This window comes from Natronomonas moolapensis 8.8.11, from assembly GCF_000591055.1.
Lineage (GTDB): Archaea > Halobacteriota > Halobacteria > Halobacteriales > Haloarculaceae > Natronomonas > Natronomonas moolapensis.
This window is the reverse complement of record NC_020388.1, coordinates 815,059-829,331: the sequence shown is the minus strand read 5'-3', so window position 1 is coordinate 829,331 and position 14,273 is coordinate 815,059. Positions and strand designations below refer to the sequence as shown.

Sequence of the window (14,273 nt, the reverse complement as noted above, 5' to 3'; positions counted from 1 at the left end):
CGTGGGTTTCTCCCACGGTGATCCGTGCCCTCGGGCGAGCGAACGACAACCCTTATTCGCGGGGCATTCACATCGGGAGGCATGGATGTGCCGGTACCGGACATCGATTACACGGAGTACACCAACCGCCAGTTGGTGGTGGTCCCGCTCGGGGTGTTGGCCGCTGCCATCGTCGTCCTCGCGGTCGCGACGGCGCTGTCGGGGTTGCCGGTAGCGCTCGGCATCGAGTTCACCGGCGGCACCGAGATGCAGGTCGTCACCGACGACGCCCCCACCGAGATACGCGACACCTTCGACACCGAGGTCGAATCGGTCACGCCGATCGCCGGGCAGACCGACTCCTATCAGTTGACGTTCCAGGCCGACGACGCAGATCCGCTGCTCGAACAGGCCGAACGCGCCGGCTACGAGATCGAGTCGGTCGGCGAGCGATCCGCGAGTTTCGCCACCGACTCCCAGCGGCAGGCGATCATCGGGCTGGCGGTCGCCTTCGGCGGCATGGCCGCCCTCGTCGCCCTGATGTTTCGGACGTTCATCCCGTCGATCGCCGTCATCGCGTCGGCCTTTTCGGATCTCGTGATCCCGCTGGCGCTGATGCGGCTGTTCGACATCGAGTTGACACTCGGGACGGTCGCGGCGCTTTTGATGCTCGTCGGCTACTCCGTGGACTCGGATCTGCTCTTGAACAACCACGTCCTCAGACGCCACGGTGACTTTTACACCTCGACGGCCCGGGCGATGCGGACCGGGGTCACGATGACGACGACATCGATTGCCGCAATGGTCGTGATGACGCTCGTCGCCTACGCCTTCGGCATCCCGCTGCTCCCCGACGTCGGGGTGATACTCGCCTTCGGGCTGTTGGCCGATCTGATGAACACCTACCTGTTGAACGTGAGCCTGCTCCGATACTACAAGTACGAGGGGATCGCCAAATGAAACTCCACATCAAGAAACACTGGCGGATCTGGCTGCTCGTCGGCTTTTTGCTCGTGAGTACGGTCGCCGTCTTCGCGCCGCTCGGCGGCAGCGGTGGCATCCTCGGGCCGAGCGAGGACGCCGATCAGGCGTCGGGGTCGCAGTACACCAACCTGCAGTTCGGGCTCGAGCTCTCTGGCGGCACGCAGGTTCGTGCGCCGTTCGTCGGGATGACGGTCTCGGGGCTCGAGATCGATCCGAGCGATCGGCGGGCGATCGAATCGACGCTGCAGGACGAACTCGAGTTGAGCGCGAGCGACGTCCGAGCCGACGCCGAGACCGGAACCGTCGAGGTGTTCGACGACGACGTCGTCGGGAACACGACCCGAGCCGAGTTCGCCGACGCGCTCTCGGCGGCTGGCTATCCGACAGAGGCGGGCGACGTCCGGATGGGCGTCACCTCGGACACCCGCGACAACGCCGAGGACGTGCTGAACGAGCGGCTCACGGAGCGCGGTCTCGGCGGCGGAACGGCCACGCAGGTCTCCGCGCCGGGCCAGCAGTTCATGGTGGTCGAGGTGCCCGGCGCGAACCGGACCGAGGTCATAGACCTCATCGGCGACCGCGGGCAGGTCGAGATATGGGCGATGTACCCGGACGAGAACGGCACCTACGAGACCGAAGCCTTGCTCGACCAGGGCGACCTCGCCGAAGTGGGTGGCGCACAACAGCAACAGGGCGAGACGTTCGTCCCCATCCGACTGAGCGAGGGGGCCGGCGCGCGCTTCGGCGACGCCATGCGGGCCAACGGCTTCGACCAGCAGGGCGGCACGCGGTGTCGATACGACCTGAACGCCTCCCTCGAGGCGAACACCGAGGACGACCCCGGTCGGTGTCTGTTGACGACCCTGGACGGCGAGGTCGTCTTCGCCGCCGGCATCGCGCCGAGTCTCTCCTCGTCGTTCGAAAGCGGCGCGTTCGACGAGGATCCCTCCTACCGGACGACGACGACCTCCTTCGAGGAGGCCCGCGAACTCGAAATCAACATGCGCGCGGGCGCGCTCCGAACCAACCTCGACATCGACAACCGCGGGACGACGTTCTTTTTGTTACCGAGTCTCGCCGAGCGATTCAAGCCGCTCTCGCTCGTGACCGGCGGCGCGGCGGTGCTCGCGGTCTCGCTCATGGTCTTTTTCCGGTATCGCCGCAAGGAGATCGCGGCGCCGATGTTACTCGCGGCGGGTGCGGAGGTGTACCTCCTCCTCGGGTTCGCGGCCGCGGTGAGTCTGCCGCTCGATCTCTCTCACATCGCGGGCTTCATTGCGGTCATCGGGACCGGGGTCGACGACCTCGTCATCATCGCCGACGAAATCATGCAACAGGGTGACGTCAGCACCTCGCGGGTGTTCGAGTCGCGGTTCCGGAAGGCGTTCTGGGTCATCGGGGCCGCGGCCGCGACGACGGTCGTCGCGATGTCGCCGCTCGCGGTTCTCTCGCTCGGGGATCTACAGGGCTTTGCGATCGTCACGATCGTCGGCGTCCTGATCGGCGTGTTGATTACGCGGCCGGCCTACGGGGACATCCTCCGCATCCTCGTGCTGGGCGAGGACGACTGACAACGAGGTCCGGTCTGACCCCGGGGTCGCCGTTCCGCGGCGCTTCGAAGCCCTTTCGTCGCTGCCCCCGAAACCGACTGTATGACATTCCGTGACGGGACGCTCGTCGATTGGCACGAGTGGGGTCCCGAGGCCTTCGAGGCCGCCGAGCGTGCCGGCAAGCCGGTGTTGTGTTCGCTGACCGCCCCGTGGTGTGCGTGGTGTGACCGGATGGACGAGGAGTCCTACGGCGACCCCAAACTCGCCGCCAACATCGACGAGAGCTTCCTCCCGGTTCGTGTCGACGTCGACAGACAGCCCCGAATCCGGGAGCGATACAACATGGGCGGGTTCCCGACCACCGTCTTTCTCACCCCTGAAGGGGAGGTGCTCTCGGGCGCGACGTATCTCGGTCCGGACGGCCTCCGGCAGGTCCTCGATGGCGTCCGGGGCTCCTGGGACGCGAAGGGGAGTGCCGCCGGCCGGGTCCCCCGGTCGGTGTCGGGCGACGACCGCCCCGCTGGCGAGGTGACAGCCGACGTCGAGGCCCACATGGTCGAGCAGGTCGCGGCCGCGTTCGACGAGGAGTACGGCGGGTGGGGGACCGACGCGAAGTTCCCCCTCGCACGGACCATCGAGTTCGCGCTCAAGCGGGACCGCGACCGCGCTACCCGGACGCTCGAAGCCGTCCGGACCCACCTGTTCGACACCTACGACGGCGGGTTCTACCGCTTCGCCGAGACGCGGCGCTGGGGTGAGCCCCACCGCGAGAAACTGGTCGACGAGAACGCGGCGCTGCTCCGGGCGTTCACCGCGGGCTATCTCTACACGGGCGAAGACGCCTACCGGGAGACCGCCGAACGGACCGCGGAGTACCTGACGACGACCGCCTGGAGCGACGACGCGTTCGGGGCCAGCCAGGCCGCGAGCGACTACTACACGCTCGAACCGACCGAACGCGAGGACGCGGACCCACCCCACGTCGACCCGACCGTCCTCGCCGACAGGAACGGCATCGCCGCCGACGCGCTGTTTCGGTTCGCGGCCCTCACCGACCACGAGGGGGCCCGACGACATGCCGAACGGGCGCTCGAAACCGTCCTCGGAACGCTCGTAGCGGACGGCCGGGTCGACCGTTTCGCGGGCGAAGATAGCGAGTCCGGACTGCTCGTCGACCACGCCCGGGTGCTCTCGGGGCTGACTGCCGCGGCGCAGGTTACCGGCCCGGAGGGGTGGCTCCCCCCGGCGCGGGCGGTGGCCGACGACGCCGTCGACCGCCTCGTCGCCGCCGACGGCTCGTTCCGCGACGGCGATCCGACGGGGGCGGGGCTGCTCGAGCGGCCGCTGTACCCGCTCGGAACGAACGCGGAGATGGCGGACGCCCTCCTCGACCTCGAGGCGCTGACCGGGGAGGCGCGCTACGGCGACGCCGCCGAGGACGCCCTCGCCGCCTTCGCCGGGGCCTACGATCGGATGGGCGTCGAGGCGGCCGGCTACGCCGCGGCCTGTGCGCGCTCGCACTACGAGCCACTCGTCGTCCGGACGCCGGCCGCGGGGACCGACCTCCACCGGGCGGCACTCAGGATCGCGGACCACGAGAAGGTCGTCGTCCCCGGCGACCGCTCCGACGCCGTCGTCGTCCGGGGCGGCGAGGCGCTCCCCGCGGCGGAGACGCCGGACGCACTGCTCGATCGGGCCGCCGAGGGACCGAGTATTTAAAAAGATCGGAGCCGCCTCGATGTTCGAGGGGGAACGATCTATCCACAACGTCTGACGTGCCGTTCGGTGTTTCTGCCGGACGCGAGCACGTCTCTCACGAGCCGGGGGCAATATAGAAACAGGCAGGGAAAAAGACCCGTCCGAGGTATTCAGACGTCCGTTTCGCCGTCGACTTCGTCCGCAAGTTGTCCGAACTCGGCGACGCGCTCGGCGTGGGCGTTGTGCTGGTGGATCGACTCGTCGTTGGATTGTTCCATGCTAACGACCGTGTCGTCGGGGAGGTCGGGGTAAGTCTCGACGAGGCCATCGGCCATCGCCCGGACGCAGTCCTCTACGAACTTCGCGTCGCTGTGGCTCTGGAAGGTCATGTGGTCCTCGTCGGGCCGCTTCGCGAGGTTGTAGATCCGCGCGCTCATCGAGTCGCGGGCGATCTCGATGAGGTCGTTGAGGTCGACCTGCGGCTGGCCGGACGTCTCGACGGTCAACGTCGCGTGGCCGCGCTGTGAGTGACCGGGCTGTGGGACCTCCTCGAGGAACGCGTCGATCGTCTCCCGCTCGACGTCGAGGCCTTCGAGCACGTCGCGGGCCCGCGACTCGCTCATACCCTGCGAGCACGGGCAGACGGTCATCCCGACGACGTGACAACCGATCTCCTCGCGCGTGGTGCCGTCCTCGCTGGCGGTCGCGGAGGCGACGATGTCGGCCGTCGCCTGCGTCGGCCGGTCGGTCGCCGGCGTCTCCTCGCGGATTACGTATTCGGCTTCCATGCGGACCTCGGCTTCCGTCGTGTAGTCGTGTTTCTCGATGAGGCGCTCGGCGACGTCGCCACAGACGTCCTCGACCCGGAGGGCGGGCTCGGAGACGGCCTCCTCGAGCATCTCGTCGACGACCTCCATGTTCCGGCTCATGTCCGCCCCTTTCCGCCAGCCGGGGAGGTCGACGAACACCTCGAACTCCGCCATCAGGACGATCGGGCGGTCCTCCGGTCGGTGGAGTTTCACGAGCTTTTCGACACCCGTCACGCCGACCCGGTTGAGGCCGACGCTGACTTCGGGGCTGGACGCCTGGACGTCCGGCAGCTGCTGGCTCATTACTTATTTAAAAGGCCGCAGCACCGTTATCGCTTTCGGAAGGGGCAGCCCGCCTGCCAGCCGAACCGGTCACTCGAGCTTCCCGAGCGCGGTGAAGAACTCCAGCCGCGGGCCGGCGATCCGAACGGGCGTCTCCGCAGGGCGGAGCGAAACGGTACTCGGCAGGTCGACGCGCTCGCGGCTCCGGCCGTCCGCGACGACGACGGCGCTCGCCGCGCTCTCGACTCGGACGGTTATTTCGGCCACCGTCGGGACGGCGAGCGAGGGCATCGGCTCTACGGGGCACATCTCGGTGACGACGAACGCCGACACGTCGGGGTGGACGAGTGGGCCGCCCTCGCTGAGGTTGTAAGCGGTCGATCCCGCGGGCGTCGAGACGAGCACGCCGTCACCTCGTCCTCCCGCGTAGCGTTCGCCGTCGACGCGGACCTCGAAGCCGATTCCGTTGTTCCGGCCGCGCTGTGGCCCGAGGATCGCGACCTCGTTGACCGCCGCCGGAAGCTCCCAGCCGTCACCCGCCGCCTGGATCTGTGGAAGTTCCTGAAACGTCGCTTCACCACCCCGGAGGCGATCGACCGCCGACCGAACCGACCCGACGCAGTCGCCCGGCGACACGGCGTTCAGAAAGCCGACTTCACCGAGATTGACCCCCATAATCGGCGTCGGCGACACCTCGCGAGCGGCAAAGAGGAACGTCCCGTCGCCGCCGATAGAGACCACGAGATCACAGGCCGCGAGCGCTCCGACCGAGCGGCCCTCGGTGCCGAGCGCCTCGGCGGTCAACTCGTCGAGCGTGACGGTCGCGTCCACGCGGCGTCGGATCCGGCCCGCGAGCTCGACGGCACGCGGGGTGTCACGCTTTGCGACGACGCCGATATGCATCTGATCGACCTTCGACAGCCGGCGACAAAAGCTCCCCGACTGCCCGAGCGCGCGGACAGTGCGGGCGGCGCGGACGCGCCCGAACCGGAGCCGTCCATATAAGTCCCCGGCGGCCGAACGTACTGGTATGGGCGCGCCGACCGGGGGGCGGAAATGAGTGACGACGATTGGTTCGAGCGGGACGGCCCTGACGGCAGGGACGACGAGTCGCTCGCGGACGACCCGACCGGCGGCGAGCCGACGACGGATGACTTCGAGGCCGCCTTCGACGCCGCCTCCTCCGGCGGGGGCGACGGCCCGGAGATGGCGGACTTCGAGGCCGCCCTCGACGCCGGAGCGGGCGCGAGCGGTGACGAGTTCGAGGAGTCCTTCGAGTCGGATATCCCGCGCATCGAACTCGGCATCGGCGGCCTCGACCAGATGATCCAGGGCGGCGTCCCCGAGCGTTCGCTGATGGTCACGATGGGATCGGCCGGGACCGGGAAGACCACCTTCGGGTTGCAGTTTATCAACCACGGGCTCGAGGCCGGCGAGAAGGCGGTGTTCATCACGCTGGAGGAGGGCGCCTCGGCCGTCGAGCGGGCGGCCAAGGAGAAGGGTTGGCCCTTCGATGAGTACGTCGCCGACGAGCAACTGGCGATCGTCGATCTGGACCCGATCGAGATGGCCAACAGCCTCACGTCGATCCGAAACGACCTCCCACGGCTCGTCTCGGCGTTCGGGGCCGAGCGGCTCGTACTCGACTCGGTTTCGTTGCTCGAGATGATGTACGACGAGCAGTCCAGGCGTCGAACCGAGGTGTTCGACTTCACGAAGTCGCTCAAACGGGCGGGCGTCACGACGATGCTGACGAGCGAGGCGAGCGACCGGGACGCCTACACCTCCAAACACGGCATCATCGAGTACCTGACGGACGCCGTCTTCGTCCTCCAGTACGTCCGATCGGAGTTCGGAGAGACGCGGCTGGCCGTCGAGATCCAGAAGATCAGAAACGCCAACCACTCCCGGGAGACGAAACCCTACGAGATCACCGGCGACGGGCTCTCGGTGTACCGACAGGCAGACATCTTCTGAGCGGCGCGACCGGGTCGAGAGTTCACGGAGCGGCTCGCGGGGTTTATATATCGACGGACGAGGATTACAAATGAATTACGCGTCCGCCGCCGGGTCGCGAAGCGAGTCCAGTTCCGAGCGCCGCTCGTCGATCGCGCGCCGGAACGCCTCCTCGTCCTCGAAGTTCGCGGCATCGAGACGTGCCTCGAGGACGAGGAGTTCGAGTTGGAGCGTGCGGGCGCGTTCGCGATGCTCCGGGGGCACGCCCTCGGGCGGCCGCTTCGGATACCCCTCCCGCACGCGAATCACTCCAGAGCGCCGGGGTCGGAGTCGGAGTCAGGCTCGGCCTCGGCCTCGGGCTCCGGTTCGTACTCGACGTCGACGATCGTCATCCCGTGCGGCGAGAAGATGTCGACCGACTCGGCGAGGTTCCCCCGGACGTGACCCTTCCAAGCTTCCATCGCCTCGTCGATCCACGCCTCGATCGCCGCGTCGGTGGGGTCGTCGGCGTCCATCTCCTCTCTCGCGAGTTGCCGTGTCGGGCGCTGTTCGATCACGGCCCGCCCCTCGACGACGAACCGGAAGGGGCGCAGGTGAATCTCGTCGTCGGCTTTCCCCTCGACCGAGTGCTCCTCGAGGTGTTTCATGCCCGGTCGGACCGTCGGCGCGAACGGCGGCCGAAGGCTGTACACCGCCTTTGACTTCTGGCCGATGTCTTCTTGACCGTTGTACGCGACTGCCTGGACCAACTCCTCGGGGTCGAGGACGATCCGGTCGATCGTCGAGATCGATTCGGGATCTACGTCCTCGTCGTCCCCGTCGCCGTCGTCCGGCTTGACGTCCGAGGCGTCGGTGTCCGCGTCCGGAGAGCCGTCCGCATCGCCGCCCAATCCAGGTTCGGTCGCGCTGTCGTCGTCCGGCTCGTCCTCGCTCGGCTCGCGCGCGTCCGACTCGGCGTCGTCGGTACCGTCCCCGTCGTCGGTGTCGACTGCCCCGGCGTCCGCCTCCGTCCCCTCGGGGGTGTCGTTGTTCGCCTCGTCGGTCGACTCCGCGTCGTCGTCCTCGCCGAATCCGAATATCATATCGGAGCCTAGCGGCGAGAGAACAATAAAGCGGCTGGACTCGGCGTCGGGGACCGCTTCGAGTGGTGACGGGGTAGCCACGGCGGAGAGCAACGGAGCCGCCACCGGCGAAAGGCTGGACTTATGCGGCCCCCGGAAGTTATCGTAGCCATGAGCGACATCGTCGTCACGTTGCCGGACGGGTCCGAACTCGAGGTCGAGTCGGGGTCGTCCGTCGAGGACGTGGCCTACGAGATCGGACCCGGGCTCGGAGCGGACACGGTCGCGGGCGTCGTCGACGGGGACCTCACCGACAAGGCCGAACCGCTCGTCGAGGACTGCGAACTCGTCATCGTCACGGATCAATCCGACGAGTACCTGCGGGTGTTGCGACACTCGGCGGCCCACGTCTTCGCGCAGGCGCTCCAGCGGCTGTATCCCGGGTCGAAACTCGCGATCGGCCCGCCGACCGACGAGGGCTTCTACTACGACGTGACGGGCGTCGACCTCTCGGCGGACGACTTCGGGGACCTCGAAGCCGAGATGGAGTCGATAATCGAGGCCGACTACGACATCGAGCGCGTCGAACGCTCCCGCGAGGCGGCACACGATATCTACGATGACAACGAGTACAAACGCGAGATACTAGAGACCGAGGCCGGAGGCGAGGAGACGGTCTCATTTTATCTCCAGGACGGCTGGCAGGACCTCTGTCGGGGTCCACACGTCGACTCGACGGGCGAGATTGGCGCAGTGAAGCTTCTGAACATCGCCGCGGCGTACTGGCGCGGCGACGAGGACAACGACACGCTCACCCGCGTGTACGGGACGGCCTTCGAGAGCGAGGCCGACCTCGAGACGTTCTTGACTCGGCGCGAGGCGGCCAAAGAGCGCGACCACCGGAAGCTCGGCCGGGAGCTCGACCTGTTTTCGATTCCCGAGGTGACCGGTCCCGGCCTCCCGCTGTATCACCCCAACGGGAAGGCGATCCTCCGGGAGCTGGAAGCGTTCGTCGACGGTCTCAACGACGAGCAGGGCTACGAGTTCGTCGAGACGCCGCATCTCTTCCGGACGGAGCTGTGGAAGCAGTCGGGCCACTACGACAACTACGTCGACGACATGTTCCTCCTCGACGTCAACGACGAGGAGTACGGCCTCAAGCCGATGAACTGCCCCGGCCACGCGACGATCTTCAACCAGGGCAACTGGTCGTACCGGGACCTGCCCGTCCGCTACGCCGAGAACGGGAAGGTCTACCGGAAGGAACAGCGCGGCGAGCTCTCGGGGCTCTCGCGGGTGTGGGCGTTCACGATCGACGACGGGCACCTCTTCGTGAAGCCCGACTCGATCGAGCGGGAGGTCACCACGATCATGGAGCAAATCGACGAGGTCCTCGAGACGTTCGACCTCGATCACGAGGTGGCCCTCGCGACCCGTCCGGACAAATCCGTCGGCTCCGACGAGATCTGGGAAGCCGCCGAGTCCCAACTCCGGGAGGTGCTCGAATCCAGCGGGATGGACTACGACGTCGAGCCGGGCGACGGCGCCTTCTACGGCCCGAAGATCGATTTCGCCTTCGAGGACGCCCTCGGGCGGAACTGGGACGGCCCGACGGTGCAACTCGATTTCAATATGCCCGAGCGCTTCGGGCTCTCCTACACAGGCGAGGACAACGAGGAACACCAGCCGGTGATGATCCACCGGGCGCTCTACGGCAGCTACGAGCGCTTCTTTATGGTGCTCATCGAGCACTTCGACGGGAACTTCCCGACGTGGCTCGCCCCGGAGCAGGTCCGGATCCTTCCCGTTTCCGACGACAACATCGGCTACGCCAAACAGCTGAAGAATCGCTATCTCTCCGAGTTCCGCGTCGAAATCGAGGACCGCTCGTGGACGGTGGGTAAGAAGATCCAGGCCGCCCACGACGACCGTGTGCCCTACATGCTCGTCGTCGGCGACGACGAGGTCGAGGCCGGGACCGTCTCGGTCCGGGATCGCTTCGAGGCGGAGGCAAAGGGCGTCGACGTCGAGACGTTCTGCGCCCATCTTCAGGGCGAGGTCGACGAGAAACGCGTCGAACCGGACTTCGTCGGCGAGTGACGTCATATAGCGTGCACGGACGGACTCGATGACCCATCCGACTGTCAAGCGCTCTTCGGCGACGCAGTAGACTCCCGCCAATACGAACAAACACCTCACACTGATCTTGTGCGGTCCGGGCGCTCACGCCGGGGGTCCATCCCACTCGTCGACCGCAACGGTCAGGCCGGCCTGCCGGAGCCGATCAGCAAGCGGTTCGCCGATACCCGACGCGGGCGTGAGAACACCTCCTTCAAGCGGCGAGTCGATCTCCCCACGCACGAGACACACCGCTGCCTCGCTGAGCATCCGTGCAGTCGCCCCGTATCCCGGGTCCCGGTCGGCACTCACTTGGCTCTCGACGACGAACGGGCCGTCACCAGCGATCCCGCGGCCGAGAACACGGACGGTAAAGTAGCCGTCTTCGGTCTGCTCGCGCGTCGGCCCGTCTCCGGGGTCCGGGAACACGAATCGACGTAACCCCTCCCGTGTCGGGGAGAACGCCATCCCCGCCGTCACGGCCTTGAGGCCGGTTGCAACGGCGCTCGCCCGTGCCAGACCGCCGAGACCGTCACCCGTCGGCACCACCTCCGTGCACTCGAACTCGCGGCCCCACGGATACCGGAGCAAGGCGTTGCTGCGACGAACGACCCGCTCGTTCACCAGCGCCATCGGCGACGGCGCCGTCCACTCCGATCGCAGTGAATCCTTTTTTACCGTTGTCTGGGCGCCTGGATCGACACCGTTGCGCTCCCCTCTGGGTGCCAGCGAGTACGGATTCCGAAGCGTTTGTTGAGCTAGTGGATCCTCCGACGCGGCTTGGAACACCTCGGCTGCACTGGCCAACGTCCCGCCGCTCACTTCGCCGCGACCGTCTTCGAGATAGATGCGAGCCACGTCACACGGGGTTCCGAACGTATCGATAGCGAACGACTGGACGAGTTGCGTACCGAGGTCGGCCGGGACGGAATCGAACCCACAACTGTGAACGATGCGGGTAGCCGCCGCGACCGCGTCATCGTGGTAGCGGTCGATCGTCTCCCGCACCCAGTTGACTTCCCCCGTCAGGTCACAGTAGTCCGTTCCGGCGGCGATACACGCTTCGACGAGCGGCGTCCCATACGTTGTGTACGGTCCGACAGTCGTACAGACGACACGTGTGGTTTCAGCAATTCTCCGCAGGCTCCCCGGCTCGGTCGCATCGCCGATCACGATCGGGATATCCTCCCATGCAGACCGTCGGTCGACAAGTGTGGCTTCTAACTCACCGAGTCGCGGTTTGTCGCGCCCGCCGAGTGCGATCGAGAGCTCGCTCGGCGAGTACTGCTCTGTGAGGTAGTCGGCGACGAGTCGGCCGGCGACGCCGGTCGCGCCCCAGACAACGAGGTCGTGTGTCCGATCTGGTTGTGACACTGGGATCGGCCGTGTTTAGCGCCCCACGTTCTCAACTGTTCGGGGTCGCTCGACGTTTCCGACCGTAACGACCGCGACCGCGACGGTCGCCACACGCTGTCGCGACGGGGCGTTATCCCATACAATTAATTATAATGAATCCGAATTGAAAACGCGATGAGTACTGATAACTCCGATGACACCACGGAACACCACGCCCACGAACACCGCGATGTCGGGGGGCCCGGGTACCCGACGCCGGCGGCGATGCGGACCGAGAGCGGTCGGGAGCAAACGGCGTACGTGATGGCTCCACGAGTGGGGATGCAAAACGACGGTCCGGGATTCGTCGGCGTCGTCGATCTTGATCCTGCCTCGGACACGTACAGCGAACTCATCGACACCGTAGAGATGCCGAACAAGGGCGACGAACTCCACCACTTCGGCTGGAACGCCTGCTCGTCGTCCTGTCACGCGGAGGGACTGTCGCGACAGTATCTGATCGTCCCCGGACAGCGTTCCTCGCGCATCCACGTCATTGACGCCGAGGAGCCACGCGACCCGGAGATCGTGACCGTCATCGAACCTGAGGAGTTGTTCGAGTACGACCTCTCGGCACCACACACCGTTCACTGCGTCCCGGGTGGCAAAATCGTCATCAGCATGCTGGGCGACGCTGACGGTGAACTCCCCGGCGGCTTCCTCCAGTTGGATCAAGAGGACTTCAGCATCGACGGCCGCTGGGAAGCCGACCGCGGTGCGATGGAGATGAACTACGATTACAGCGGTAGCGAGGCGAAAGCCCACGGCTTTAGCCGTGGGATGAAGCCGACAACAGGGAAGCTAACCACGTCCGATGGCCGGCGTGGATTTCCCACCGCCTACACCGCGTCGTCACCTTCCATTCGCCGCGCTCCCTGCAATAGCAGTCCCTTCCATGTCAACCCGTGTTTCTTCTTGATCCGCTTCAACTCCTCGTACTGCTCGTCGTCGTCCATCTCGACATATATCTTATTCGTCTCACCCATACTTAACCCATACATACCCAACTTATATATAGGTTCAGGAGCTACACGTTGGTACAGCGATGAAGCGCGTCAACGAGTTCGAGATACGCCCACGCACCCCCGAACAGCGTGAGGCACTCCTCGAACTCCTTGACGCGTCAGCCGCACTCTGGAACGAACTCACCTACAACCGCAGACAAGCCTTCTTCGACGACAACTCCGTGTGGAACGCCACCAACCCCAGCGACCGCTACAAAAACGTACTCGGGAGCGCGACCGCCCAACAAATCCCGCGCAAGAACAGCGAGGCGTGGCGGTCGTTCTTCAGCCTCAACGAAAAATACTACAGCGGCAAGCGCGACGAGAAACCCAGCCCGCCCGGCTACTGGGGCAACGAGGAGGATGGCCGAGAGTTGCGGACGTACATCCGCAACGACCAATACACCCTCCAGTGGGGCGACCGCAGCCGCCTCGAAATCCCCGTCGGGAAGGCGTTGAAAGACGAGTACGCCATCACCGGCAGACTCCGCCTCGAAGCCTGCGGCGACCCGAAGTGGGATGGGGAACAGGGTCGGTTGGAACTGGTGTACGACAAGACTTGCGACACGTTCAGGGCACTTCAACCCGTCACCGTGCCTGATTCTCGACGGGATTCACGGAAAATCGAAGATTTTCCTGAAGTCGAAAACGCGCAGCGTTTTCGGAATTCACCACTGGCCTCTCACGAGGCCGCCTTGGACGTGGGCGCGAACAACCTCGTCGCCTGCACCACCACAACCGGCCAGCAGTACCTCTACGAGGGCCGCGAACTGTTCGCCCATTTCCGTGACACTACCGAAGAGATTGCCCACTACCAGTCGATGCTTGATAATCAACGACGAACAAGCAAGCGCATCGACAGTTTGTACCGCCAACGCACTGAACGACGAAATCACGCGCAGGACGCGCTGGTGCGCGATCTCATCGAACGATTGCACGACGAAGGTGTTTGTCGGGTGTACGTCGGCGATCTCGAAGACGTGCTGGAGACGCATTGGAAATGCGTCGTGAACGAGAAGACGCACAACTTCTGGGCGTTCTCGCAGTTCATCGACCGCCTCAAGTGTGTCTGCGAGGAGTACGGTATTGAGGTGGTTGAGAAGTCGGAAGCGTTGACGACCCAAGAGTGTCCGGAGTGCGGCGAGCGAGAGGAGACGCATCGGAACGGAGACGTATTCCGGTGCGGTGCGTGTGGGTTCGAGGGACACGCGGATTTGAAGGCGAGCAGGGTGTTCCTTGACCGTGAGGCCGGTGGTGAAGTTGGGCCGATGGCCCGGCCCGTGCGCCTCGAGTGGGACAATCACGAGTGGCGGCCTGCCACAACCGCCCCGCCTCTTCGGCGGGCAAATCCCAAAGAGGATCGCACAGACCGGAGTACCTGCCGCGAGGTGGGGAAAGTTGCCTCCGTGGGATCGTCATAGCCGAAATCCCCACCGG

The 14,273-nt window shown here is 65.8% G+C and carries 11 protein-coding genes and 1 pseudogene; 7 read left to right on the top strand and 5 right to left on the bottom strand.

Features of this window, described 5'->3' with window-relative positions:
- Positions 1-81: 81 nt before the first annotated feature.
- From secF to NMLP_RS04135, 3 genes are all read left to right on the top strand, one after another.
- A complete protein-coding gene (gene secF / locus NMLP_RS04145) occupies positions 82-939 on the top strand; it encodes a protein translocase subunit SecF (protein WP_049926131.1) in 858 nt (285 codons plus the stop codon).
- On the top strand, positions 936-2,534 hold the full coding sequence (locus NMLP_RS04140) for a preprotein translocase subunit SecD (RefSeq protein WP_015408876.1): 1,599 nt from the start codon (positions 936-938) through the stop codon (positions 2,532-2,534). Before secF ends, NMLP_RS04140 begins: the two co-directional genes overlap by 4 nt.
- A gap of 81 nt (positions 2,535-2,615) precedes the next feature.
- On the top strand, positions 2,616-4,232 hold the full coding sequence (locus NMLP_RS04135; RefSeq protein ID WP_015408875.1) for a DUF255 domain-containing protein: 1,617 nt from the start codon (positions 2,616-2,618) through the stop codon (positions 4,230-4,232).
- 149 nt (positions 4,233-4,381) lie between these two features.
- Here NMLP_RS04135 and mptA read toward each other — a convergent pair whose 3' ends face one another.
- Together mptA and NMLP_RS04125 are read right to left on the bottom strand one after the other, a co-directional pair.
- Positions 4,382-5,323: a GTP cyclohydrolase MptA gene (mptA, locus tag NMLP_RS04130; protein ID WP_015408874.1), complete on the bottom strand. Its 942-nt coding sequence runs from the start codon at positions 5,321-5,323 to the stop codon at positions 4,382-4,384.
- A 69-nt stretch (positions 5,324-5,392) separates the two neighbouring features.
- The gene (locus NMLP_RS04125) at positions 5,393-6,205 is read right to left on the bottom strand and encodes an NAD(+)/NADH kinase (RefSeq protein ID WP_015408873.1); all 813 of its coding nucleotides are present in this window, start codon (positions 6,203-6,205) and stop codon (positions 5,393-5,395) included.
- 153 nt (positions 6,206-6,358) lie between these two features.
- On the opposite strand from NMLP_RS04125, the gene NMLP_RS04120 reads away from it, so the two are divergent.
- Positions 6,359-7,279 carry a KaiC domain-containing protein gene (locus tag NMLP_RS04120; RefSeq protein WP_015408872.1) on the top strand — a complete coding sequence of 307 codons (921 nt, stop codon included), beginning with the start codon at positions 6,359-6,361 and terminating at the stop codon, positions 7,277-7,279.
- Between the two features lie 75 nt (positions 7,280-7,354).
- On the opposite strand, the gene NMLP_RS04115 is transcribed toward NMLP_RS04120, so the two are convergent.
- Together NMLP_RS04115 and NMLP_RS04110 are read right to left on the bottom strand one after the other, a co-directional pair.
- Positions 7,355-7,567, bottom strand: coding sequence for a hypothetical protein (locus tag NMLP_RS04115; protein ID WP_015408871.1), 213 nt, complete (start codon positions 7,565-7,567; stop codon positions 7,355-7,357).
- Entirely contained in the window at positions 7,564-8,340 is a 777-nt protein-coding gene (locus NMLP_RS04110) for a hypothetical protein (RefSeq protein ID WP_049926128.1), read from the bottom strand. The genes NMLP_RS04115 and NMLP_RS04110 overlap by 4 nt, the downstream gene beginning before the upstream one ends.
- Before the next feature lie 150 nt (positions 8,341-8,490).
- Between NMLP_RS04110 and thrS the strand changes: the two genes are divergently transcribed.
- Positions 8,491-10,419 (top strand): threonine--tRNA ligase, encoded by a 1,929-nt coding sequence (thrS, locus tag NMLP_RS04105; RefSeq protein ID WP_015408869.1) that lies wholly within the window; start codon positions 8,491-8,493, stop codon positions 10,417-10,419.
- 123 nt (positions 10,420-10,542) lie between these two features.
- Here thrS and NMLP_RS04100 read toward each other — a convergent pair whose 3' ends face one another.
- Positions 10,543-11,811 carry a saccharopine dehydrogenase family protein gene (locus NMLP_RS04100; RefSeq protein WP_015408868.1) on the bottom strand — a complete coding sequence of 423 codons (1,269 nt, stop codon included), beginning with the start codon at positions 11,809-11,811 and terminating at the stop codon, positions 10,543-10,545.
- Between the two features lie 156 nt (positions 11,812-11,967).
- Here NMLP_RS04100 and NMLP_RS14180 point away from each other — a divergent pair.
- Positions 11,968-12,573: pseudogene (locus NMLP_RS14180) on the top strand (selenium-binding protein SBP56-related protein); the annotation flags it as partial.
- Positions 12,574-12,877: 304 nt separating this feature from the next.
- Positions 12,878-14,257, top strand: a complete 1,380-nt coding sequence (locus NMLP_RS04090; RefSeq protein ID WP_015408866.1) for an IS200/IS605 family transposase — start codon at positions 12,878-12,880, stop codon at positions 14,255-14,257.
- Positions 14,258-14,273: the final 16 nt, after the last annotated feature.